Source organism: Paenibacillus helianthi (assembly GCF_001909055.1).
Lineage (GTDB): Bacteria > Bacillota > Bacilli > Paenibacillales > Paenibacillaceae > Paenibacillus_AQ > Paenibacillus_AQ helianthi.
In genome coordinates this window covers 37,493-61,342 of record NZ_LVWI01000052.1, presented here as the reverse complement: position 1 = coordinate 61,342, position 23,850 = coordinate 37,493, and the positions used below count along the sequence as shown (strand labels likewise).

Sequence of the window (23,850 nt, the reverse complement as noted above, 5' to 3'; positions counted from 1 at the left end):
ATATTTATATGTGAGGGGGCCGGGTATGAACGGAAGACTGGTATATCCGGTTATGCTGCTGTCCCTGCTGGTGACTCTGCTTGCGGGTTGCGGAGACACAAGAAGCTCTGCTCCTGAAGAGTCGGCTGAGTCGCCTCCGGCAGCTGTCACCATGCCGGAGAAGAAGCCCGGGGACTTCGCTTTTTCTGTCCGTTATGGCATCACAGCCCGGAATGAGATTAATACCTTCAACGGTACGGTAACGAAGGATTTGATCTCCAACGGTACAGCGACAATAAATCTCCGACTGACAGACGCTGAAATGGATGATATTTATCAGCAGCTACGCGGGATGAATGCGCTGGGCGGCCTGGAGCTGGAGATTAAGGACAAGACCTGTGGGCGTGAACCCTACACCGAAGAACTCTGGACGATTCAGGTGAATGGTCAGCAGGAAACACTCAATTGGAGTGAAGCGAATTGCGAAATCACAGCCGATGCCAAGAGATTCGAAGCATTGCGGATTAAGATCGTGAAGCTGGTCCAGAGCAGACCCGAGTACCAGGCGCTTCCTGAAGCGGTTGGGGGATATGATTAATCGGCTACACACATAAAAGCGGAACCCTTAGCAGCGGGGTTCCGCTTTTTTCGGCTGACAAAGTATTGCGGCTACCGCTATGGAAGCTTAATGTGAAGCTGATGGTTGTCTTTGGGAACCCGTCTAGCCATTCCAAGCACATAGCTTTTGAGTCCGCTTGAGGGTGCGTTCTGCCACAGCCGGAAGCCGTCTAACGCGATCACCCCCGGAAGGTCAGTCTTGGCTGTGCCGGCAAAATAAATTTCGTTGAGCCGTCCCACCAGATCCGCCATGACCTGAAGCTCAGCGTCTGAATACTTGTCATAAGCCTCATCCTCCGACAGCCGGGCATAACTTCGGGTAGAGGAACGCTTTCTGAAGTTCTGCTCGCTATAGGTGCCGAAGTTCAGCAGATTACTGTCCTTGCTGCCGGAAGAAGCTGCCCACAGCTCCATATTCAGCTTGGAGGTGCTGTAGTCAAGTGTGTGATCCGCAGAAGAGTACTTCAGCATTCCGTATTGATGAGGATACACGGATAAGGCGCTGTCCGCGATATCATAAATGCTGGTGCCATCCCCGCTATTTTCGCTGATGTCCTGAATATGGATATGTCCGCTGAGTGCAGTGGCAATTCCGTTCCGCTTCAAGGCGTCGACCACCTGTGCATTGTCATTAACTGTGAAGCCCTCTTGAATGAAGTCACTATGATCCAGCAGACTGTGATGCATGACCGCTATGATATGCGCTCCACTGCTTGAGGCCAGCTTTCCGCATTCATCGATCCACTGCAATGTGGAAGGAGGGACTCTTCCATCCAGCTGGGGGTGACCAAGTGCTGAATTGTTAGCGTATTGACTGGTGTCCAGCATGAGAAGCCAGAGATCCTCAGAGGGGGCTGCCAGATAACTCAGGGTATCTTTATCGTTAAGCAAGGCTTCGTCATACCCGAAGGCGCGGTAGAGGCTGCGGAATTCTTTTGGAGTGATATTGTCCGCCATATATTGCCGCTCGTCCTTGAATTCGCGCGCCCAGGGATTCAGAATATCGTGATTACCGGGAATAACATATACCCTTGTTCCGGTATTCTGTTCAATGATTTTTAGTCGCTTGGCCAGATCCTTATGGCTGCGCTTTTCCCCATTGTTGGTGAGATCCCCGCTGATGATGAGCGCATCCGGCTTTCGGATTTCGATATCATGGCCCAGTGCGCTAATGATTTCTTCACTGTACCCCAGTTGCTTACCGTCTCCGGCGGCGAGAAATTGATTGAAGGCCGGGCCGAAGTCAGTCAGGCTTTTGGACAGGTAGTGTGTGTCTGTCGTGGTCATGATCGTCAGATTATGACCGGATTGAATCCGGTATTGCTGCGGCGTAGTCTCTTGCCCGCTGCATGAAGCCACGGTGAGCAGGACCGGGATAAGCACGAACCTGCGGAATGAAATATGCATGATAGCCTCTTTCTCCATAACCTGCAAAGAGGTGCTTCCCCGGGCAAATATGCCTTTAGAGAAACACCTTGTGCGGAAACCTATACATTATTTTTTAACTTCTGTTACACCCGTTACTTTTCCCTGGTCCGATGCACTGTAGGTGGCCTGGTACTTTTCATCGGAGAAATAGACATTGCCCTTGATGGTTGCATTCACAACATTGAAACCTTTCGCCTCCACATATACGTCACCTACAAAGGTGCCGCCCTGAATTCGGGCATTTTCACTTTTGATGGTGATTTTGGGTGCGGTCAGGGTAAAAGAGTTGGTGATGTTGTGATCTGCATCCTGCGTGTACAGCGCGATCTTGCGTGCCGGTTCATTCTTGTGGATGAATTGGCCGTCGACGACGAGATCCTCCGTGAAGGTCAGATCCTTAAGGGTAGCAGCAATCCAGGTACCGTCCTTGCTGATCGCTTTTTTGAAATCCTCTCCGTTGTCAACCACGGAAGCCGAGGTTACAGCGTCAGGTGCAGCAGTGGCATTGCTGGCGGTTCCGTTGCCCGCTGGCGTGTTGGTGCCTGCCGTATTATTGTTCGCAGAGTTTCCGCATCCGACAAGCAATGTCAGAACGAATACTGCTGCTAAGGCTGCTAGCTTCTTCATGTGAATATCCTCCTTGGGGTATGGGACTATGCGACATGCTTTAAATTTAATATAGAATGATTAGTGCGGAATTAATGTGAGATTACTCATAGGTTGGGGTATAATATTTACCGAACGTTCTATAAATGGTAAAATAGACGCAGAAAGGGGCTTGATTATGGCAAGAAGCAAAGAGTTTGATGTAGACAACGTGCTGGGCAAGGCGATGAACGTCTTTTGGCAGCAGGGCTATGAAAAAACTTCTATGCAGGATCTGGTTACCGGTATGGGTATTCATAAGCGGAGCATGTATGATACTTTTGGAGACAAGCACACCTTATATATAAAAGCTATGGAACGATTTGCAGAGATGACCGCCAGCAAGATGGAGGGTCGTGTGGAAGGTACGGACTCCGCCAAGGAAGCCATCCGGCTATTGTTTGATACAATCATCTACAAGCAGGAGTCAGAGCCAACAGGCTGTCTGCTGGTGAATACGGCGGTTGAACTGGCTAATCATGATCCGGCGGCAACCTCCAAGGTAAATGAGGCTTTTCTGCAAACGGAACAGCTCTTTGAACGATTGGTCGTACAAGGGCAGGCGAGCGGTGAAATCTCCAGCCGTCACCAGGCGGCTAATCTGGCTGTATTCCTGCATAATGCCCTGGTGGGTCTTCGGGTCATGGTCAAAACCACACCGGATAAGGACAAGCTGCAGACTATAGCCGATACCACACTTGCGATGCTGGATTAATGACCATGGGGATATTATGAACCCCCGGCTGGTATATTATCTAATAATATTGCCGAAAGTCCAACATTTGCTGGAGTCATGGCCAATTCCAAAATAAAATTATCACATGTTAGGGTAATAAAGTTACGGCAGAAAGGGGCTAGGTTCAATGGCCAAGCAGAAATATTATGTAGTATGGGAAGGCAAGAACCCGGGAGTATACGGGACATGGGCGGAATGCCAGGCGCAGACGGATCATTTTACAGGGGCAAAGTATAAATCCTACGAATCCAGAGCGGAGGCAGACGCCGCCTACAAGGCAGGGTGGAAGGGGAACTGGGGAACCGGAGCCGCAGCCTCGGGTGCAGGGAAGAGCAAATCTGCAAGCACGTATAAGCGCAGTACAACGGCTGCTGAGTCTTCGTCGGAGATTGATTACGACAGCATTTCCGTAGACGTGGGGACCCGCGGCAACCCTGGACCTGTAGAATATAAGGGGGTCGATACGCAGACCGGGGATCTCATTTTTTCATGCGGACCGATCAAGAAAGGCACCAATAATCTAGGGGAGTTCCTGGCGATTGTCCACGCGTTGGCTCTGCTGAATAAAGAAGGAAGCAGCCGCACGATTTACAGTGATTCCGTGAATGCCATGAAATGGGTTAAGCAAAAGAAGGTTGCCACCACGCTGCCGCGTGATGCTTCAACCGAGGAAATCTGGACACTGATTGACCGCGCGGAACATTGGCTGCAGACGAATACATACAAGAACAAAGTACTCAAGTGGCAGACCAAAGAGTGGGGAGAGATCAAGGCTGATTACGGGCGGAAATAAACTGCCGGGAGCCAGCTATATTTTGGGTAATATCAGGTAAAGAATGAATAACACGCATGGGAGCGGGAGGAAACATAAATGTTCGGCAACGATTGGGATGAAATTCTGCAGGAAGAGACATTGAAGTCTTATTTTCAGGAGCTGCGTTATGGGCTGGCGCGGGAATACAAAGAGTACACGGTATATCCGCCCAAGGACGAATTATTCTCAGCGCTTAAGCTGACGCCTTACAGCAAGACAAGAGTAGTCATACTGGGGCAAGACCCCTATCATGGAGCGGGACAGGCACATGGACTCAGCTTCTCGGTCAAACCCGGGGTGCGGATCCCACCTTCCCTGCGCAATATCTACACAGAGCTGCACTCAGACATGGATGTGCCAGTTCCGAACCACGGCTCGCTGCTGCACTGGGCGGAGGAAGGGGTTCTGATGCTGAATGCTGTGCTGACGGTCCGGGAAGGACAACCTAATTCCCATAAAGGACTCGGCTGGGAGACTTTCACCGATGCGGTGATGGAGAAGCTGAACGAACGGCAGGAACCCATGGTCTTTATCCTCTGGGGCAGTTATGCCCAGCAAAAAGGAGCCTATATCGACCCCAGCCGCCACCTTGTGATGAAGTCCCCGCATCCGAGCCCATTCTCAGCGCACCGGGGTTTTCTGGGCAGCCGTCCCTTTTCCCAGGCGAACAAGTATCTGGAATCGAAAGGCTTACAGGGAATCAATTGGTCCATACCGAATATATAGATAACTTGGATTTGGATACAGCTAAGGGGGTGGAGCCATGAAGCATTGGGTAGGCAGACCAGTTATTATGTATTGTGGCGAAGAACCCTACACGGTCATGAAAGGTGTTTTGCGTAAATGGGACCCGGCAGCTTCCGTAGCTGTCATTGGTCATCAGGAAATTGCCGTGCCTTTTCGCGACATTGTGTACATCAAAGCTCTGGCCCCCAAAGAGAGATCCTTGGCCCCAACGCTGCATGTTGTCGGATATGTCATGAGAGAACGCCAGCAGTTCGACAATGCAATCTATTTCAAATCAGCGGTCACCGTCTGGAAGGGCGATCAGCTGATTGCTTACAATACAACAATTGTTTCCCATACCAAGGGCTCCGTCACGCTCAAGGATGGACAGAATCTGCCTAAAGTTGGCCATATTTTTGTAGTACGTTCTCTCCGGGGCTGAACGGTTCGGACTAAAAAGGCGTAGGCTCCGTAACGAGAGCCTGCGCCTTTTGGTTGTTGCTGTAACCGAAGCTGACGCTCAGGGTCACAGCTGCTCTTCTTTGGTAACGACAACATCTTCGACCCGTTCGGCAATGATAATCTCGTAGATCCGCAGGAAAATGATTTTGAGGATCATATAGACCGGGAGTGCGATCAACACACCGATGATGCCATAGAATTCGCCCCCTACCAGCACGAGAATTACGGTTGTCAACGGATGCACGTCCAGGGATTTGCCGTAAATAATCGGAGACAGCACATTATCCTGGATCTGCTGGGCAACTACAATGATCACCAGTGACCAGAGGGCCATCGTCGGAGATTCAATGAAGCCAACGATGACGACGGGTATTGCGGCCAGCAGTGAACCGACATACGGAATGAAGTTAAGCGGGATGGAAATGATGGCGAGCAGCATGGAGTAAGGCAGGCCAATGATCAGGAACCCTACATAGAGCATGGCTCCCAGGACCACGTTCAGCAGCACTCGTGTAACGATGAACCCGCTCAGTGCGCTGTCAATATCGACCAGCATGTCCTGCCCTTCCTTACGGAACTTCCTGGGTACCAGACTAATCAGGATCGGTGAGAGCTTGTGCCCGTCCTTTAGCATGTAATAGAGAATAATGGGCAGGGTAGCAATTACCACAACGATGCTGGACACGACACTGATCAGATTGGTCATCGAATTGCTAACCCAGGTGATGGCATCGTTCAAATATCCCGAGAGCTTTGCTGACAGATCAGCATCGCTTTTGAAGAAGCGGGAGAAGGTGGGGTCGTTCTGCAGCTTGGTGAACTGGTCCTGAAGTCCCTGCACCAGATAAGGTGTATTGTCGATGAAATTCTGGATCTGCTCACGCAGTGTCGGCCAGACCAGCACCCAGAAGAGCACAAACAGACCTAGGAATACGACATAGATGAGGAGAATGGACAGCATACGGTTCAGCTTTTTACTCTCCAGAAGATTGACTAGCGGCCTTAGCAGATAATACATGAAGCCGGACAGCATCATCGGTACAAGCAGAAGATTGAAGATCGCTACCACCGGTGAGATGAGAAAAGCGACTTTGGAGCCCAGATACAGAATCGTCAAAAATGCGATAATGGCCAGGCATGTTCTGAAATATTTGCTTTGCAGCACTGCAGCACCCCCTAATTCTCTTGATTATAGCATTTATGTATCAATTCTATCTTTATAACCGAATTAAGAGGGATTGATTCAGTACGTTCAGATGTAAATCAGCACCTCTGGTTTAGGTACCGGAAGCAGCGGTTAATATCGCATTAAAACAGGAGGAGGGATGACAGTGACGAAACTGGTTCTGGGGATATTTGAACATCGGAGTGATGCCATCCTTGCGATAGAGGACGTGTGTGCGCACGGAATCAAGCCGAAACAGGTCTCGGCTGTAACGAAACAGAAGAATACGCTGGAGATCATAAGCCATGATACGGGGATTGGCCGGACAGAAGCCGGCGAAGGTAACGGAGGCTTGTTCGGAACCGCCAAAGGACTCGGTATAGGGCTGGATATGCTGCCTGATACTGCTGTAGCGGCCGGGCCGGCAGCCCACAAACTGGCGGGGGCGGATCTGGACAGGGACGGTCTTGAAGTCAGTCTGATTGGCATCGGAATTCCCATAGAAGATGCAAAGCTCTATGCAAGACATGCCGACAAGGAACATGTTATTGTCATCGTAGCTCTGAAGGAAGAGCAGAGCCAGCAGGAGGTGAGCTCCTTGTTTGAGCTGCATCATGCCATTCCGCTAGACGCTCCGTAAGGCCCTCAAAGTATAGATAATCAACGCGGTGAACGGTTTTTCCGTTTCGCCGCTTTTTTTTTCCTGGATTGCACGAACAGAATCGGATCTACGCTGACATTACCACCAGTTTCTTTGGATACCTGTTTGGCTTTTACAAGAGATAAAAAGGCGAAAATTTCCCCTAGTGCCGTCAGGCCCGCCGCAATAATGGCATAGTCTTCCGCATCCAGCTCTTCACCTTCGACGGGGGTTGTATTATTGCCCTTAGCCGTATTGCCCTTAGCCGTATTGTCGCCATTCCCGTTATTCCCGTTTCCCAAGTAGTTATTATGAGCCATCGCCTGTTCACCTGCTTTTTCCCATATGTAATATAAAATATGTCAAAGTGTGCCGGGGTGAAATAGGCAATTGAGAGGATATTTCGAAGGCCTATTTCTCATGCGGATTACGTGCTCCAATTGTGCTTGATTGAGCAACGCGAAATGTTCAAATGGTATGCTCGATCCCCTCTGTCAAACGGGTATATCTTTGCTGTCTGAAGAGGAAAATAAACCAAAGAAAAATTGCTTTACTACGAATGAAAACGCTGTTATAATCACAAGTGAGCAGAAACAATCACAAATAATCATCAACAATCATGATTTATGCTCATTTCGACCGTAGTTCTCTAAAGTCCACGAAATGTAAGGTTTCATATTTTGCCGCTGTTCACAAGGAGTGAGCGCTATGTTTGAAGAGGAACGGAAAAGGAGCATTGTTCACTTTGTGGAGAAGCATACCCGGGCGTCAGTCCAGGAGCTCAGCCAGGAACTGGGAGTGTCAGAGTCCACGGTACGCCGTGATTTGAAGGAACTTGAAGAATCGCGGCTGCTGAAACGTACGCATGGCGGAGCAGTTTCACTGCAGAGTGTCAATTTTGAAGCGGCGATTCCCGAAAAGGCGGACCGGTATCTGGATGAGAAGCAGCGAATCGCACACAAGGCTGTAGAAATGATTCAAGATGGTGACGCCATCCTGTTGGACGGCGGAACAACAACACTGCAAATCGCCAAGGCACTGAGGGCATTCTCGAACCTTAAGGTAATCACCAATTCCATGATCGCCCTGAATGAGCTGAAGGATTGCCGTAATATCGAAGTTTCGATTACAGGAGGACTGCTCCGGCAGGATACCTTGGCTTTTGTAGGGCCAATGACGGAGCGTTCGCTGGAAATGGTGCGTGTGGATAAAGCATTTCTGGGTACCAACGGATTGGATTTACGCGAAGGCATCACCACTCCGAACATGCTTGAAGCTGCGACTAAGCGCAAAATGATTTCCGTGGCCAAACAGGTTATTCTGCTGGCCGACCATAGCAAAATCGGGCAGGTTTCCTTCTGTAAGGTGGCTGACCTGCGGGAGATGGATCACTGCATTCTGGATAGAGAGACACCTGAAGGCTTCATTCGCGGGCTGAAAGGCTTGGACCTCGACTACACCTTGGTGTGAGGACAAGAAAACCATAATAAAGAGGGATAACCATGATCTATACTGTGACGCTTAATCCTTCCATTGACTATATCGTGGAAGTTGAAGATTTGAAGCTTGGCAGTTTAAACCGGATGACACGCGACCTCAAGCTCCCTGGTGGCAAAGGCATTAACGTTTCCCGTGTACTGAACACGCTGGAGGTACCCAATACGGCCACCGGTTTTCTAGGGGGATTTACCGGGAGATACATCGAGCAGTGGCTGGGTGAAGAGAACATCTCCAGTGACTTCGTAACGGTAAATGATGACACCCGGATTAACATCAAGCTAAAGGCCGGGGAAGAGACGGAGATTAACGGAACCGGACCGGTGATCCGGGATACAGAAGCGGAAGCTCTGGTGCTTAAGCTGGAGGCACTACAGGCAGGCGATATCCTCGTTTTGTCGGGCAGTGTGCCACCTTCGCTGGGAGCAGCCTTCTATAGCAGACTGATTGACATATGCAAGCGTAAAGAGGCCGAATTTGTCATCGATACCACAGGCCAGGCACTGAAAGATGCGCTTGCGCTGGAACCGCTGCTTGTGAAGCCCAACCATCATGAACTGGCAGAACTGTTCGGGGTCAGAATTAACACAAGAGATGAAATTATCACTTACGGCCGCAGATTGATGGAATTGGGAGCACGTTACGTTCTGGTTTCCATGGCTGGTGAGGGAGCACTCTTCATCTCAGATCAAGGCGTATATTATGCCAATGCGCCGAAGGGCAAGGTGAAGAACTCCGTAGGAGCAGGAGATTCGATGATCGCCGGATTTGTGGGTACGCTATCTATGACTGGTGATGTACTGGAGGCTTTCCGGACAGGCGTGGCTTCTGGCAGTGCGACAGCATTCTCAGATGACCTTGCAGAGATAGCACTAATCGGGCAGCTGCGGACACAGATTGAAATTGAACAGATTTAACCAAGCAGTACACATGTGATTAAGGGAGTGGATTGTAATGAAAATTACAGATCTGATGATAAAAGAAACAATGATCATGAACATTCAGGCGGTGTCTAAGGAAGCGGCGATTGATGAATTGATCGCCAGCCTGGCGGCCAGCGGACGGATTAATGATCCCGTATTGTTCAAGGAAAAGATTCTGGCGCGCGAAGCGCAGTCCAGCACGGGAATTGGCGGGGGAATCGCCATGCCGCATGCCAAGACCAAAGCGGTCAATGAAGCTACAGTAGTGTTTGCCAAAAGCGCTGCGGGAGTAGATTATGCCTCTTTGGATGATGAGCCTGCGAAGCTGTTTTTCATGATAGCTGCTCCAGAGGGAGCTGGAAATATGCACCTTCGCACACTGGCTGCATTGTCCAGGTTGCTCATTGAAAGCGAATTCATTGAAGCATTGATGAATGCCCGGACACCTGATGAAGTGACTGCGCTATTTGATGCCAAACAAGCCGAAGCAGAAGCTGAAGCAGCAGCTGAAGCAAAGGCGAATGAAGCAGCCAGCACTGTTGGAACCAAACCGAAGGCGCCCGAACGTGTAATTGTGGGCAACCCGGATTCGCAAAGCTTTGTCGTTGCTGTAACTGCTTGTCCAACAGGGATTGCCCATACCTATATGGCGGAAGACGCACTGAAGAAAAAAGCCAAGGAAATGGGCGTTAATATCCGAGTGGAGACAAATGGGTCGGAAGGGGCTCAGAATGTACTGACTGCGGACGAAATCGCCCGGGCCAGCGGTGTCATTATTGCCGCCGACAAAAAAGTTGAGATGGCACGTTTCGCCGGCAAGCCGGTGCTGCAAAGACCGGTAAGTGACGGTATTCGTAAGCCTGAAGAGCTGATCACCAAAGCCATTAAGGGAGAGGCTCCAATCTACCGGAGTGAGGGACGAGACGGAGATGAGGCTCCGGCAGAGAAATCCGGCAGCGTTGGAAGCAGAATTTACAAGGATCTGATGAACGGCATCTCGCATATGCTGCCGTTCGTGGTCGGCGGCGGGATTCTGCTGGCTATCTCGTTCCTGTTCGAGCAGGTGGCGAGTGTTGACAATCCGATCGTCAAGCTGCTGCAGACGATTGGCGGCGGTGATGGTGCCTTCCATTTCCTGATTCCAATCCTGGCCGGCTTCATCGCGCTCAGCATCGGTGACCGTCCTGCCTTGATGCCGGGTATGGTCGGCGGATATATGGCCCTTAATTCCAATGCCGGTTTCCTTGGTGGTCTGGCCGCCGGTTTCCTGGCAGGTTATGTGGTCATTATGCTCCGCAAAGCGTTTGCGGGCCTGCCCAAGACACTTGATGGATTGAAGCCGATTCTGCTCTACCCGGTGTTCAGTCTGCTGATTACCGGCGGGATTATGTTCTACCTGTTCGATCCGGTATTCAGCTGGCTAAATGAAGGCCTGATCAGCGGACTTAACAATCTGGGAACAGGCAATGCAGTTCTGCTCGGTCTGGTTCTCGGGGGCATGATGGCGATTGATATGGGTGGACCGTTCAACAAAGCGGCTTACACGTTTGCCATTGGCGTATTTACCTCCAGCGGCAACACGAACGGATTAATGATGGCGGCCGTTATGGCTGGAGGGATGGTACCTCCACTGGCGATTGCCCTTGCCACAACCTTCTTCAAACATAAATTTACGGAAACAGAACGTAAATCCGGTCTCACGAACTATGTGCTGGGTCTGTCATTCATTACGGAAGGCGCTATTCCCTTTGCTGCAGCCGATCCGATGCGTGTACTCACCTCCTGTATCGCAGGTTCAGCTGTTGCCGGTGGTCTGACCCAGTTATGGAAAATCAACGTCCCTGCACCGCATGGCGGTATCTTCGTAGCCGCACTGTCCAGCAATGCCTTGCTGTTCATCCTGGCCGTCCTGATCGGTTCTGTGATCTCCGGATTAACGCTTGGCCTGTGGAAAAAGCCGCTGAGAAACGGCTGAGCATAGCATAATCCAATGAGGTTGTCCCGAAGTCATTCGTTGACGGGGCAACCTCTTTGTTATGGTAAGGAGAAGGAAGTCCCGCTGCTCAGGCACACTGGCTCATAGAAGAATTTGCTAATAGGCCCAGTACCTTTTACTTTTACCTGAAGCCTCTGGACGGATTTGACCTACCCTCCTGCAAGATGTTAGGGTAATTTGAAGAGCCAAAATTTGCCGGGAGGGATTATTCATGTCGGAAGTAAAGCTTGTGATTGGATATGATGAATTTGAAGATGGCCAACGGATAGCGGATGCGATTGAACGCTTAAGTATGAGTCCTGAAGCAGCTTCGCTGAGCAGCCTTATTATCGGAGACTGGGGCCAAGCCTATGAGAACAGCTCGGAGGAGGTTGTCGGGGAGCTCGTGAAGTACAGTGCAAGCTTCCCGGCGCTGCGTAAGCTGTTCATCGGCGAGATGGGTTATGAGGAATGTGAGATCTCGTGGATTACCCAAAGTGATCTTTCTCCGCTCTTGCCGGCTTTCCCGGAGCTTCAATCGCTCACGATTCAGGGCGGGAACGAATTGAGCCTGAAGAACCTGCAGCATGACAAGCTGGAAGAACTGATTATTATTACCGGCGGCTTGGGGAAAGGCGTTCTGGCTGAGATCGCGGCTTCTAAGCTGCCGAATCTGCGCAAGCTGGAGCTGTATCTTGGAGTGGATAATTATGGATTCGACGGGAGTCTTGCGGATCTGACTCCGCTTATTGAGCCAGGCAAGTTCCCCAAGCTTACTTACCTCGGCCTGAAAAACAGCGAAATTCAGGATGAAATCGCCAAAGCAGTTGCTGATGCCCCTATCCTGGACCAGCTTGATACCCTTGACCTTTCGCTTGGCACTCTTAGTGATGAAGGAGCGGAAGCTCTTCTGGCCAGCCAGCGGATAAAGGGCTTGAAGGCGCTGAACCTCAGCCATCACTACATGTCAGAAGAGATGGTGGCACGCTGGCAGAAGAGCGGTCTGCCTGTTGATGTTAGCGACCGGCAGACCAGCGATGATGACGAAGACTGGCGGTATCCTTCCATTACCGAGTGATGAAGGAGACGCGGCCGCTGGTCGTCATCGGCATTCCCGGTGACAGACGGACTGGCGGAATTCAGCAGGCAAGAAGCCGTCTCGGACTGCCTCCGGCGATCATCTTGCCATATACCGGACTGCTTGCAGGTCAAACGCTGGCCGGACTGCTCGAAGCGGAGGGAATCCTGGATATGCAGAACAGGTTAACCTCCGGCATGCGCGCTCCGCTGCTCCGGCTGGATTCGCCAGGGGGCAGCTTTGAGGTGGAACGGGCCCTGATTGCGCTGGGAGCGCCCGATGCCGGGGATTACAATGATGCTCTGCATCCCTTCGGGCAGGAGCAGGATCCGTTCCCCCTGAGCTTCAAAACGGCCGGCAAACTTCGGGAAATGCCTGGTGTTCTGCACCATCCTTCCCAGTGGTTTCGCGGGTATTGCCGCCTGCTGGCCAGGCTGCGGGAGGAGGCGTCTCTCGTTCTGCCGGAGTCCCGGTGGTTGAATGATCCGCAGGATATTGCGGCGATGACCGACAAACGGTGCACCCAGCAGCTTCTGGCGTCTGCTGGTGTCAGGATTCCCCGGCCGCTTGGTGAAGAGGGGATACGGGTAGATTACGCCTCTATCCGTGAAGAGATGCACCGGCAGCGGATGCACCGGGTTTTTATTAAGCTGGCCTGCGGGTCCGCTGCCTCCGGTGTTATCGCCTACCAGATGAACCCGTCTACAGGCGCGGAGATTGCTGTGACCACTGTGGGGGTAGAACATTATATTACCCGTCCCCCTATCTATTATAATTCCGGCAAGCTGCGGCGTTATACCGACAGCCGCACGATTTCCGGATTGATCAACTGGCTCTGCCGCCACGGCGTATATGCCGAGCAGTGGATTCCAAAATCGGGTGCAGGCGGAGCTTCGCTCGACATCCGTCAGCTGGTGGTGCTGGGCGGGGCCTGCCACTCCATTGCCCGGGTAAGCTCAACACCTATCACGAATCTTCATCTGCGCAGCCGGCGGATGACTCCGGCAGAGGCCGGTCTTTCCGGGGAGGTTCAGGAGGAAGTGCGGGATACAGCGGTACGGGCCCTGGCAGCTTTTTCCGGATCTGCGGTCGCAGGAATAGACGTCCTGGTATCCGCCGGTTCAGGGAAGACCTATGCCGCCGATGTGAATCCTTTTGGTGACTTGCTCTATGACGTAGAATATCAGGGCTTCGGCACCTATGAGTGGGAGCTGAAGCAGTTGATAAAGGAAGGACACTTATGATAGACATGAATGCCATTGTCGGCACCCACGATCTGCTGATGATCACTCTCGATACCCTTCGCTATGATGCGGCGGTTCTGGAAGAAGCGAACTGCCCCAATCTGTGCGGCAGCGGTTCCTGGGAGAAAAGACATACGCCGGGGAGCTTCACCTATGCGGCTCATCATGCTTTTTTTGGCGGATTTCTGCCTACCCCGGCTACTACGGATAAGTCTCAGCATGTAAGGCTGTTCCATTCGCGGAATACCGGAATGAAGACCCATCCGGACACCTGGCTGTTTGATACACCGGATGTGGTGTCTGGACTTGCCGCCGAAGGCTACCGGACCGTTTGTATCGGGGGAGTCATTTTTTTCAGCAAAAAAGTGCCGCTCGCCCGTGTCCTGCCCGGCTATTTCCAGCACAGCTACTGGCGGATGACGTTCGGCGTTACGAATCCCCGCTCCACAGAGCACCAGGTGAACCATGCTCTTAAGCTGCTGAAGGATACTCCGCTGGATCAAAGGCTGTTTATGTTTCTCAATGTTTCGGCGATCCACGGTCCGAGTCATTTCTTTGTGCCAGGTGCCCGGAAGGATTCCGTCGACACCCAGCGCGCTGCACTACGATATGTAGACGGAGAGCTAGGCCGGTTGTTCGATGCATTTCGTGAACGCGGCAACCCGGTGTTCTGCCTGGCTTTTTCAGATCATGGCGAGGCTTTCGGCGAAGAGGGCTACCATGGGCACCGGCTGGCGCATGAGACCGTATGGAATGTTCCGTACCGGGAGTTTTTTCTCTAGCCAATAACCGAATGTACCTGAAAGGATGGAGAAAGTATGACGTCGACACAGCATCCCCTGCACCTCCGCCATGACGGAAGACCCCCATTCCCTTCGGAGGAGGTCACGCAGTGGAAAGAACGCATTACCACTTATCCTTACCGCAATTATCTCTATTCTTATCCGCACAAAACGGCTTACCGCGACCTGGAGCCGCCGGTTCCGCTGGAGCCGCTCTGGCGGGAGGAGCCTGCGGAGACTTTTTTTCTGTACATGCATATTCCGTTCTGCGGCGCACGCTGCGGCTTCTGCAACCTGTTCACTCTGCCTGACAAGCGGGCGGAGGTGCACACGGTGTATGTGGACGCATTGGAACGCCAGGCACGGCAGTGGGCAGCATTCACCGGCGGCAAGCCGTTCGCCAGATTCGCCATCGGGGGCGGGACTCCCAGCCTGCTTGAGCCTGTTCAGCTGCGCCGGCTGTTCCGTATTGCTGAGGATATCATGGGTCTGGACTTTAGCACGGCTTCCCTCTCGGTAGAAACCTCTCCCGAGACGCTCTCAGAGGAGAAACTGGATATTCTGAAGGAACATAAGGTAGACCGGGTCAGTATGGGCATCCAGAGTTTTGTTGCCGCCGAGTCAGCCGCCATATTCCGTCCGCAGAATCCGGATACGGTATACCGTGCACTGGAGCTGCTGAAGCAGTATGATTTTCCGATCCTGAATCTGGATCTGATCTATGGGCTTCCAGGCCAAACGATGGAATCCTGGCTGTTCTCCCTGCAGCAGGCGATGCAGCATGAGCCGGAGGAAATTTTCATTTATCCGCTGTATACGCGTGATCATACGATTGTGAAGCCGGAGGATATGCGGCGCCAGACGGACATCCGCCTTGAGTGCTATAAGGCGGCTCAAAGAGTCCTGGCAGAGTATGGCTACACGCAATACTCCATGCGGCGCTTTGCCAAGGATACAGCCAGATCAGGCAAAACCATCCTGGACTACAGCTGTCAGGAGGAAGGAATGGTCGGACTGGGCTGCGGAGCCAGATCCTATACCCGGAATGTACACTATGCTTCCCGTTACGGGGTCAGCCGTAAGGCTACAGAGAGCATCATCGCGGATTATGTCGCGGCTGAGCGCTATGATACCGCAGATTACGGCATTGTGCTGAGTCTTGAAGAGCAGAAGCGGCGGTACATTCTGAAGGCAGTGCTGCACAGTGAGGGACTGAAGCTTGCCGATTATAGCGGACGCTTTACGTCTTCCTTGTGGAGCGATCATCCTGAGCTGAACCTTCTGCTGCAGAGCGGCCTTGCCCTGAATGAAGAGGGCGTATTCCGCTTGACCCCGGAAGGACTGGGCTACTCGGATTCTATCGGCGACTGGTTTATTTCGGGCAACATCCGGGAGCAGATGGAAAGGTTTGTTTTGCCATGAAGGCTGTTCTTTACTATCGTGGCTCTCTCACCTCCTGCAACTATGATTGCCCGTACTGTCCGTTTGGCAAGACCAGAGACAGTAGAGCGCGCCTCGCCAAGGACCGTGAGGAGCTGGAGACTTTTGTCCATTGGGCAACCGCACAGGGAGCTGAAGGCCACCGGCTGTCCATCTTCTTCAATCCTTATGGAGAGGCCCTGATCCACCGCTGGTATAAAGAGGCTATGGTCACACTCTCCAATCTGGAGCACGTTGACAAGGTGGCTATTCAGACCAATCTGTCGGCCGGGCTGGATTTTACTGCCGGGCTGAACCTGCATAAGTCAGCCTTCTGGGCGACCTATCATCCGGGACAGGTGGAGGAGCAGCGGTTTCTGGCCCAATGTATGGCTGTATATGAGCAGGGTATACCTTTTAGTGTGGGGAGCGTCGGGTTGCATAGTGCCTTTGAGGCGATAGCTTCACTGCGGGAAGCCCTGCCGGAGGATGTCTATTTGTGGGTAAATGCTTATAAGGATAAACCTGACTACTATACACGGGAGGATATCGCATTTCTTACCGGCATTGATCCGCATTTCGTGCTTAATACGAGAGACTACGAAAGCTTGGGCAAAGCCTGTAATGCAGGAAGCAGTGTGTTCTATGTACAAGGTTCCGGCCAGGTCAAACGGTGTTATAAGGACAGAGGGGTGATTGGCAGCCTCTACAGGGATGGTCTTGAAGGTCTGTCGGCGGAACGAAGCTGTAGGATGAAAGCTTGTGACTGCTATATCGGCTATATCCATATGCCCGAGCTGCAGCTGCAGCAGATATACGGTTCCGGACTGCTGGAACGAATTCCTTATAGAGTGCCGGAGGGAAGAGCATGAGTGTGCAACCAGGAACAACCCTATGGCTAACAGGGCTGTCCGGGGCAGGCAAATCAACGATTGCCGCGCTGATCACGGACAGGCTGCGGGCTGAGGGACAGGCAGTGGAATGGCTGGACGGAGATGAGCTGCGGCGCAGCATCGGCCACGGGCTGGGATTCAGCCGGGAGGACCGCTTCGAGAACACCCGCCGGGCAGCCTATGTATCAGGATTGCTGAACCGGCACGGTGTGATGACGGTCATCTCGCTGATCAGCCCTTATGCGGAGATGCGGAGCTATGCCCGTGATATGCTTCCGGATTTTGTGGAAGTCTATGTGGCATGTCCCCTGGAGATCTGCGAAGCGCGGGATGTCAAGGGTTTATATGCCAAAGCCCGCCGTGGCGAGATTCCCTCCTTCACCGGGATCTCCGATCCTTACGAGGTCCCTGTCAGTCCTGAAGTGAAGCTCTGCACGGCGGAGCATACACCGGAGGAATGTGCAATCGAGCTGCTGACATGGCTGAAGAAGCGGCAGTAAAGCGCAGTCTGTCCCGTGTGATTTAGGGTAAGCGATGGCTGATTCCCTAGTCATTTTGACAAAACCGTGCCCTACCTGCGATTTCGGACAGGGTTTCTTTTCAATTTGTAGAATAGAGTCATACATACTGAGAATATAAAGGAGAGAGCGGGATGATTTTGCACAAAGGAGAGGTCTTGTTCCGCCAAGGGGATGCCTGCCAGAATCTGTTTCAGGTGAAGAGCGGACTCTTCAAGGTAACCCGGCTGCATGAGAACGGGAACATCGTACTGTTCAATCTCTTGTACCCCGGGGAAACCGTCCCCCATCATTCACTTATTTCACCGAAGGAGGCGCATGGAACAGCTGTTGCCATGATGAAAAGCGAAGTGGAGCTGATTCCGGCAGCAGAATGGTACCGCGAGCTGCGTGAGGACCCGGATAAAGTCATGGAAATCGCCCTGCTGCTTCAAGAGAAGGTACGTTTCATGCAGACCCGCCTGGATCACCTTACGGTGGGCACTCCGGGAGAACGGCTTGCGCTGCTGTCACGCTGGCTTCTCGAGTATTCACATGGCGCAGAGCTGACGGATTTATTGACACAGGAAGAGATCGGCCAACTGATCGGAGTGAGGCGTGAGACGGTCAACCGCCTGCTGCGGAGTCCGGGCTGACAGAGATTTTACAAAATGCTGTATGCTTTTTAATGGAAATGTGTTTAGAGAAGCACCCAAGCGTGGTATAATCTATTCAGAACACATCAAATTAGAGAAAGGATCAGGATACCATGTGTCCCCGAAGGACGATTCCCCAAAGGACGATTTGGAAACGTTATGATCTGTCTTATACTTAGCTTCCCTGTAGAAAGTGCGCGTACCGTTGTTATTTGACGAAACCGCCTCTGCGAGGGAAGGGAGTATTGTATGCGAAGGAGCAACACATCCTCCGGTCAGACCCGTCGTAGAGGCTTGGAATACGTCTAAGCCGCCATCTACAATAAGGGGAGACCTGTATGAGGAAACAAGACAGTGGCATGCGATTGCCGCTTCGACTAACTATTATTTTGTCCGGAACATTTCTGCTTGCATTTACTTATTATCACATCAATTATCAGAATCATTTGACCGAGGGTGGTTTCGTAGGTTTGTCGCTGCTCGGCAAATATGTACTAGGTATTTCGCCATCTTTGTCTATTCTAGTCTTAGACATACCAGTACTTCTAATCGCAATGATCTTCAAGGGAAAAGCGTTCGTGTGCAATACCTTCATCTCTGTAGGAGCCTTCACCATATTCTACAGCCTGATGGAACGTTATTCCGGATGGGTGATCAACTTGCAGGATAACTTGCCGCTTGCGGCGCTGTTGTCCGGTGTACTGACAGGTCTAGGAGCAGGAATGGTCCTCCGCGGCGGCGGGGCGAGTGGCGGGGATGATATTTTGTCACTGCTGATCAGTGAATGGAAGGGAATTAAGGTAGGAACCGTATTTATCCTGATGGATGTTATCGTTCTGGCATTATCACTTTTCTATATGCCTCTCAAGGAAACGCTGTACACCGTAATGGCAGTAGTCGTTGCAGGCTACGTTATTACGTTTACAACCTCACTTGGCAGACCTAAGCTGAGCAAAGCACCCAAAATTCAACCTGCACTAAGCAAACCGCATGATGGTACAGTAATGTGAAGAGTTCTAAATTACCCCCTGTTATGGGGATAAGCGAAAGGTCAGCCAGATTAACACCCGGGCTGGCCTTCTTTGTTGTATAGAGACAGTGAAACCAGTAAAGCACGTGCAGCGTATATATCACAGCTGTACTAACATAGGATTACATAATAAACGTAACTACTGGAGGAATAACAATGAGTGCTCATGAGATTGACTACGTGATTATGGGTGGGGAAATACAGTGTGTCGAAGTCCAGCTTGATCCAGGCGAAAGTGTGGTTGCGGAGGCCGGGAGCTTCATGATGATGGACCCGGAGATCTCGATGGAGACCATTTTCGGTGACGGTACCGGATCACGCGGAGGCGGGCTGATGGGCAAACTGATGGGCGCAGGCAAACGTTTGCTGACCGGTGAGAGCCTGTTCATGACAGTTTTCACACATAGTGGGGCCTACGGCCGCAAAGGGGTTACCTTTGCCGCGCCTTACCCTGGCAAAATCATCCCTCTGGATCTTCAGCAGCATGGGGGAAAGATCATCTGCCAGAAGGATTCCTTCCTATGTGCAGCCAAAGGCGTATCGATCGGCATTGAATTCCAGCGCAAGCTGGGTGCAGGCTTCTTCGGCGGTGAGGGCTTCATTATGCAAAAGCTCGAAGGAGATGGTCTTTCTTTCGTTCACTCCGGGGGCTATGTCATGGAGCGGACGCTGCAGCCAGGTGAGACGATTAAGCTGGATACCGGCTGTCTCGTGGCCATGACCTCCTCTGTAGATTATAATATCGAGATGGTCAAAGGCGTGAAGACTGCGCTCTTCGGCGGCGAGGGCCTGTTCTTTGCCACCCTGCGCGGACCGGGCAAGGTGTGGGTACAATCGCTGCCGTTCAGCCGGATGGCGGACCGTATACTCTCTGCTGCCGGTCCTACAGGACGCAAGGAAGAAGGCAGCATTCTCGGCGGCCTGGGCAATCTGCTGGACGGCAGATAGACGGTACAGACAACGGGCAGTTGCCTTTACTCCTTAACAATGGAACAGCCGTCTGCCGGAGTACTCCGGCAGGCGGCTGTTTTTGCGCGGGTTCAGGGGCGCAACATTTGCCAAGCGGGATTCCATCATGGGATACTCAGGAACTTCACCTCATATTTGACTACTATGCAGGGACTGTATATATTATGGGGCAAACCCCTTAGCGGGCTTATACAGCAGACCGGAGGCCTGATATGTTCAAAATTTTCATTATCGAAGATGACCGTGGACTGGTGACGCTGCTCCAGGATTATTTACATAAGTTTGGCTATGAGACGCAGGCTGTGCGTGATTTTGAAGCAGTCCGTACAGAGTTCGAGCAGTATGCTCCTCATCTGGTGCTGCTGGATGTGAATCTGCCGAAGTTCGATGGTTACTACTGGTGCCGTCAAATCCGGGGAATCTCCACCTGCCCGATCCTGTTTATCTCCGCCCGCGAAGGCAAAATGGATCAGGTGATGGCGCTCGAAAACGGAGCCGATGATTATATCACCAAGCCGTTCGATTATGAGATTGCCCTCGCCAAAATTAAAAGCCATCTCCGCCGGGCTTATGGCTCCTATGCCGGAGGCGGAAGTGACCGCAGCTTGACCGTGTCGGGGCTGATGCTCGATGTGGAGCGTCTGGTCCTGTCGCGGGGCAATGCCAAGATTGATCTCAGCCACACCGAAGCCAAAATTCTCGATGAGCTGATGCAAAAGGCGGGCACCCTCGTATCCCGCGACCGGCTCCTGGAGAAAATCTGGGATGACCAGGCTTTTGTCGATGATAATACCTTGAATGTGTACGTGACCCGGGTGCGCAAAAAACTGTCGGCGCTGGATATAGCGGACGGCCTCCAGACGGTGCGTGGTCAAGGCTACAGGCTGTGCGAGAACTGGGAGGAGGCGTAACATGAAGCTGTTTTTGCGGGAACAGATGCCACTTATTATTATCTATCTGGCCCAGCTTTCGATGATCACTCTGGTCTACCGGCTGGACGGGGGCAGCGGAGTGAATGTAAGCCTGTATGCGGGCTTGCTTAGCACCTGTCTGCTGCTGGCATACCTCGCATACCGCTATTTCTCCAACCGCTCCTTCTACGAACGTCTGCTGAATCTGCCGTCATCGCTGGATGACTCCGGCGGGCCTGCTCAGAATACTCCGCTGGCAGAGAGCCTGCGCGGCCTGCTGGCTCACCAGTTCCGCCTGTATCAGAATGACCTGCATAGCTACCGCCACAAGCTGGAGGAGCATATTCACTTCATTAACCAGTGGGTGCATGGTATGAAGACCCCGCTGTCGGTCATCCACCTCATTATTCAAGACAAAGACGGCCCGCCTTTTACGTCGATTGGCGATGAGCTGGACCGGCTCAAAAAAGGGCTGGATACCGTACTCTATACCGCCCGTCTGGACACGTTCGAGCATGATTTCTATGTGGAGCGGCTGGAGCTTTCGGCTATTGTGCGGGGCGTAACCTCTGAACAGAAACGGCTGTTTATCCGCAAACGTGTTTTTCCGGCCATTTCAGTCGATCATGACCTATTCATTACCTCGGACGAGAAATGGCTGTCCTTTGTACTGACCCAGCTGATCACCAATGCACTGCGGTATACGGTGGAGGAGGGACGGTTTGTGTATTTTCACGGGTATGCAGGGGAACAAGGCAGACCCGTGCTTGAGGTGCGGGATGAGGGTGTAGGTATTCCATCAGGAGATATGCCGCGTGTATTCGATGCCTATTTTACCGGTGTCAACGGGCGCAGCTTTCTGGAATCTACCGGGATGGGCCTATATTTGGTGAAGCAGATTTGCAGCAAGTTGGGGCATCAGGTGGAAATATCCTCCGAGGTGGGCAAGGGGACGACGGTCCGGATTATATTCTGAGTGAACAGAATCAAGTAAAGGAATGAACTGCAACCATAAAAAACCTGCGGTCCCAATATGAGACAGCAGGTTTTTTATGAAAATATATGAATTTTGGGGTAAGCCCGGCTTGGGCGCTATTGCTGCGGGAGGTCCAGCATTTGCTCCAGCAGCAGCTTGATCTCCGCGCGGGGGAACACTTCATGAAGCACTTCATTCACCGTCACTTGCGCGCGGTCCACCTTTTCCTGGCCGATAGGGGTCAGAGAGGTATAAATGCTTCTGCGGTCGTCGTCACAGACCGTCCGTTGCAGTACGCCGCAGCCTCTGGCTTCGAAGCGGCTGACCAGTCTGGAGACGGCACTCTGGCTGAGTCCAACCATAGATTCCAGCTGCTGCAGGCGCAGCTTCTTCTCCGGTGCTTCGGACAGGAAGTACATCAGATAGAATTCATTTAGAGACCACCCAAAGCTCTCCTGCAATTTGGCTTCAAGTTCACCTGCAACCTTCATTTGTATATGAGTTAAGCTTAACCAGCCTGTGATTACGCCACCCTCAAGAGAATTTTTCATCCACACCATTCCTCTCCCGGATGTATGCCATATGATGATATTTTTGTACATTATAACATTCCATGCCCCGGTTTGTATAAGGAACGGCGAGGATAACACCCTGGTTTCTGGGAGGAGGTTATCTCCGGGAACGGGGGAAGCCAAGCTCGTATTGCTTCGGCAGTCCGGCATCTTTACCGAGCTGAACACCGGCTTCCAGGGTCCAGTACGGATTTCTCAGCATGCCCCGTCCCACGGCGACAAGATCGGCCTCATCATTGCCGATGACTGCGTTAGCCAGGACAGCCTCATCCAGGCGCCCTACTGCAATGACAGGAACATTCAGCTCCTGCTTGAATGCACGGGCAAGCGGAACCTGATAGGCAGCGTGGGTTCCCGGCTTGCCATCAGCAGCAATGGCACCTTCACCACCCGCACTGATATGAAAAATATCCGCCCCTGCTTCCTTATAGACTTTGCCAATCTTGATGCTCTCACGTATGGTATAGCCGCCTTCAACATATTCCTGCGCGGATATCCGCATAATCAAAGGCATGCCCTCAGGCATTTCCTTTTTAGCTGCCTGAATAACCTCTTTGCCGAACAGTGTCAGGTCCTGTCCGTATTTATCAGACCGCTTGTTGGTCAGCGGGGAATGGAACTGGTGGATCAGGTAGCCGTGTGCGCCGTGAAGCTCAATCACATCGAAGCCCGCCTGAATGGCCCGCTTAACGCTTGCCTGGAATTTCTGAACCATCGTTTGTACTTCTTCGGTGGTCAGCTCACGCGGAGTCTTGAATTCGGCATTAAAAGGAATCGCAGAGGGAGCCACCGGCCGAGGAGCATCCTCTGCTTTGCGTCCGGCGTGGGCAATCTGAATGCCTACCTTGGCGCCGTAAGCGTGGCAAGCCTCAACAATTCTCGCCAGTGCGGGGATTTGCTCATCTGACCAGAGCCCCAGATCATAATCGGTTATCCGGCCATCCGGATCGACATCGGTCATTTCAATGATAATAAGTCCGGCACCGCCGACCGCCCGGCTTACATAATGATTGTAGTGCCAGTCTGTGGCGATACCATCCTTGTCCGTAACGGAATATTGGCACATCGGCGGCATCACCACACGGTTCTTCAGCTTCAAATCCTGCAGCTCATAGGGGGTAAATAAATCCTTCATTTCAATCTCTCCTCGCAAATTAATAAATGCATGCTCATGCATATAAATATACTCCCTTTGCAAATAAATGTCAATCGTCT

At 52.0% G+C, this 23,850-nt stretch carries 26 protein-coding genes; 20 read left to right on the top strand and 6 right to left on the bottom strand.

What is annotated here, in order from left to right:
• Positions 1-25 precede the first annotated feature (25 nt).
• Complete coding sequence (locus A3844_RS20005; RefSeq protein WP_074085396.1) at positions 26-577, top strand: hypothetical protein; 552 nt, start codon at positions 26-28, stop codon at positions 575-577.
• Between the two features lie 77 nt (positions 578-654).
• Here the strand turns inward: A3844_RS20005 and A3844_RS20000 are convergent, their stop codons facing one another.
• Together A3844_RS20000 and A3844_RS19995 are read right to left on the bottom strand one after the other, a co-directional pair.
• Positions 655-2,004, bottom strand: coding sequence for a metallophosphoesterase (locus A3844_RS20000; protein ID WP_074108328.1), 1,350 nt, complete (start codon positions 2,002-2,004; stop codon positions 655-657).
• An 87-nt stretch (positions 2,005-2,091) separates the two neighbouring features.
• Positions 2,092-2,652, bottom strand: coding sequence for a hypothetical protein (locus A3844_RS19995; protein WP_083606942.1), 561 nt, complete (start codon positions 2,650-2,652; stop codon positions 2,092-2,094).
• A gap of 157 nt (positions 2,653-2,809) precedes the next feature.
• Between A3844_RS19995 and A3844_RS19990 the strand changes: the two genes are divergently transcribed.
• The 4 genes from A3844_RS19990 to A3844_RS19975 all read left to right on the top strand — a co-directional run bounded on the left by A3844_RS19990 (position 2,810) and on the right by A3844_RS19975 (position 5,388).
• Entirely contained in the window at positions 2,810-3,385 is a 576-nt protein-coding gene (locus A3844_RS19990; RefSeq protein WP_074102551.1) for a TetR/AcrR family transcriptional regulator, read from the top strand.
• 148 nt (positions 3,386-3,533) lie between these two features.
• On the top strand, positions 3,534-4,199 hold the full coding sequence (gene rnhA / locus A3844_RS19985; RefSeq protein WP_074108319.1) for a ribonuclease H: 666 nt from the start codon (positions 3,534-3,536) through the stop codon (positions 4,197-4,199).
• 78 nt (positions 4,200-4,277) lie between these two features.
• Positions 4,278-4,946, top strand: a complete 669-nt coding sequence (gene ung, locus A3844_RS19980; RefSeq protein WP_074085392.1) for a uracil-DNA glycosylase — start codon at positions 4,278-4,280, stop codon at positions 4,944-4,946.
• Positions 4,947-4,983: 37 nt separating this feature from the next.
• Positions 4,984-5,388, top strand: coding sequence for a hypothetical protein (locus tag A3844_RS19975; RefSeq protein ID WP_074108318.1), 405 nt, complete (start codon positions 4,984-4,986; stop codon positions 5,386-5,388).
• Positions 5,389-5,472: 84 nt separating this feature from the next.
• Here the strand turns inward: A3844_RS19975 and A3844_RS19970 are convergent, their stop codons facing one another.
• The gene (locus tag A3844_RS19970; protein ID WP_074108317.1) at positions 5,473-6,573 is read right to left on the bottom strand and encodes an AI-2E family transporter; all 1,101 of its coding nucleotides are present in this window, start codon (positions 6,571-6,573) and stop codon (positions 5,473-5,475) included.
• A gap of 166 nt (positions 6,574-6,739) precedes the next feature.
• Between A3844_RS19970 and A3844_RS19965 the strand changes: the two genes are divergently transcribed.
• The gene (locus A3844_RS19965; protein WP_143192114.1) at positions 6,740-7,213 is read left to right on the top strand and encodes a general stress protein; all 474 of its coding nucleotides are present in this window, start codon (positions 6,740-6,742) and stop codon (positions 7,211-7,213) included.
• A 20-nt stretch (positions 7,214-7,233) separates the two neighbouring features.
• Here A3844_RS19965 and A3844_RS33525 read toward each other — a convergent pair whose 3' ends face one another.
• The gene (locus tag A3844_RS33525; protein WP_074108315.1) at positions 7,234-7,533 is read right to left on the bottom strand and encodes a hypothetical protein; all 300 of its coding nucleotides are present in this window, start codon (positions 7,531-7,533) and stop codon (positions 7,234-7,236) included.
• A gap of 388 nt (positions 7,534-7,921) precedes the next feature.
• Here A3844_RS33525 and A3844_RS19955 point away from each other — a divergent pair, with 388 nt between their 5' ends.
• The 14 genes from A3844_RS19955 to A3844_RS19890 all read left to right on the top strand — a co-directional run bounded on the left by A3844_RS19955 (position 7,922) and on the right by A3844_RS19890 (position 22,063).
• On the top strand, positions 7,922-8,683 hold the full coding sequence (locus A3844_RS19955; protein ID WP_074108314.1) for a DeoR/GlpR family DNA-binding transcription regulator: 762 nt from the start codon (positions 7,922-7,924) through the stop codon (positions 8,681-8,683).
• A 32-nt stretch (positions 8,684-8,715) separates the two neighbouring features.
• Positions 8,716-9,627: a 1-phosphofructokinase gene (gene pfkB / locus A3844_RS19950; protein ID WP_074085386.1), complete on the top strand. Its 912-nt coding sequence runs from the start codon at positions 8,716-8,718 to the stop codon at positions 9,625-9,627.
• A 37-nt stretch (positions 9,628-9,664) separates the two neighbouring features.
• The gene (locus A3844_RS19945; protein WP_074108313.1) at positions 9,665-11,608 is read left to right on the top strand and encodes a PTS fructose transporter subunit IIABC; all 1,944 of its coding nucleotides are present in this window, start codon (positions 9,665-9,667) and stop codon (positions 11,606-11,608) included.
• A gap of 232 nt (positions 11,609-11,840) precedes the next feature.
• Positions 11,841-12,686: an STM4015 family protein gene (locus A3844_RS19940; RefSeq protein WP_074108312.1), complete on the top strand. Its 846-nt coding sequence runs from the start codon at positions 11,841-11,843 to the stop codon at positions 12,684-12,686.
• A complete protein-coding gene (locus A3844_RS19935; protein ID WP_074108311.1) occupies positions 12,686-13,930 on the top strand; it encodes an STM4014 family protein in 1,245 nt (414 codons plus the stop codon). The genes A3844_RS19940 and A3844_RS19935 overlap by 1 nt, the downstream gene beginning before the upstream one ends.
• Positions 13,927-14,712, top strand: a complete 786-nt coding sequence (locus tag A3844_RS19930) for an STM4013/SEN3800 family hydrolase (protein ID WP_074108310.1) — start codon at positions 13,927-13,929, stop codon at positions 14,710-14,712. Before A3844_RS19935 ends, A3844_RS19930 begins: the two co-directional genes overlap by 4 nt.
• A gap of 36 nt (positions 14,713-14,748) precedes the next feature.
• Positions 14,749-16,134, top strand: a complete 1,386-nt coding sequence (locus tag A3844_RS19925; RefSeq protein ID WP_074085381.1) for an STM4012 family radical SAM protein — start codon at positions 14,749-14,751, stop codon at positions 16,132-16,134.
• Complete coding sequence (locus tag A3844_RS19920) at positions 16,131-17,003, top strand: STM4011 family radical SAM protein (protein WP_074085380.1); 873 nt, start codon at positions 16,131-16,133, stop codon at positions 17,001-17,003. Before A3844_RS19925 ends, A3844_RS19920 begins: the two co-directional genes overlap by 4 nt.
• Positions 17,000-17,524 (top strand): adenylyl-sulfate kinase, encoded by a 525-nt coding sequence (gene cysC, locus A3844_RS19915; RefSeq protein WP_074108309.1) that lies wholly within the window; start codon positions 17,000-17,002, stop codon positions 17,522-17,524. Before A3844_RS19920 ends, cysC begins: the two co-directional genes overlap by 4 nt.
• 152 nt (positions 17,525-17,676) lie before the next feature.
• Positions 17,677-18,177: a Crp/Fnr family transcriptional regulator gene (locus tag A3844_RS19910; RefSeq protein WP_074085378.1), complete on the top strand. Its 501-nt coding sequence runs from the start codon at positions 17,677-17,679 to the stop codon at positions 18,175-18,177.
• Positions 18,178-18,515: 338 nt separating this feature from the next.
• Positions 18,516-19,187, top strand: a complete 672-nt coding sequence (locus A3844_RS19905; protein WP_074085377.1) for a YitT family protein — start codon at positions 18,516-18,518, stop codon at positions 19,185-19,187.
• Positions 19,188-19,363: 176 nt separating this feature from the next.
• On the top strand, positions 19,364-20,155 hold the full coding sequence (locus A3844_RS19900; protein WP_074085376.1) for a TIGR00266 family protein: 792 nt from the start codon (positions 19,364-19,366) through the stop codon (positions 20,153-20,155).
• Between the two features lie 233 nt (positions 20,156-20,388).
• The gene (locus A3844_RS19895; protein WP_074108308.1) at positions 20,389-21,087 is read left to right on the top strand and encodes a response regulator transcription factor; all 699 of its coding nucleotides are present in this window, start codon (positions 20,389-20,391) and stop codon (positions 21,085-21,087) included.
• A gap of 1 nt (position 21,088) precedes the next feature.
• Positions 21,089-22,063, top strand: a complete 975-nt coding sequence (locus A3844_RS19890) for a sensor histidine kinase (RefSeq protein WP_074108307.1) — start codon at positions 21,089-21,091, stop codon at positions 22,061-22,063.
• Between the two features lie 116 nt (positions 22,064-22,179).
• Here A3844_RS19890 and A3844_RS19885 read toward each other — a convergent pair whose 3' ends face one another.
• Together A3844_RS19885 and A3844_RS19880 are read right to left on the bottom strand one after the other, a co-directional pair.
• Entirely contained in the window at positions 22,180-22,614 is a 435-nt protein-coding gene (locus A3844_RS19885; RefSeq protein WP_074102535.1) for a MarR family winged helix-turn-helix transcriptional regulator, read from the bottom strand.
• Between the two features lie 118 nt (positions 22,615-22,732).
• A complete protein-coding gene (locus tag A3844_RS19880; RefSeq protein WP_074108327.1) occupies positions 22,733-23,770 on the bottom strand; it encodes an NADH:flavin oxidoreductase/NADH oxidase in 1,038 nt (345 codons plus the stop codon).
• Positions 23,771-23,850: the final 80 nt, after the last annotated feature.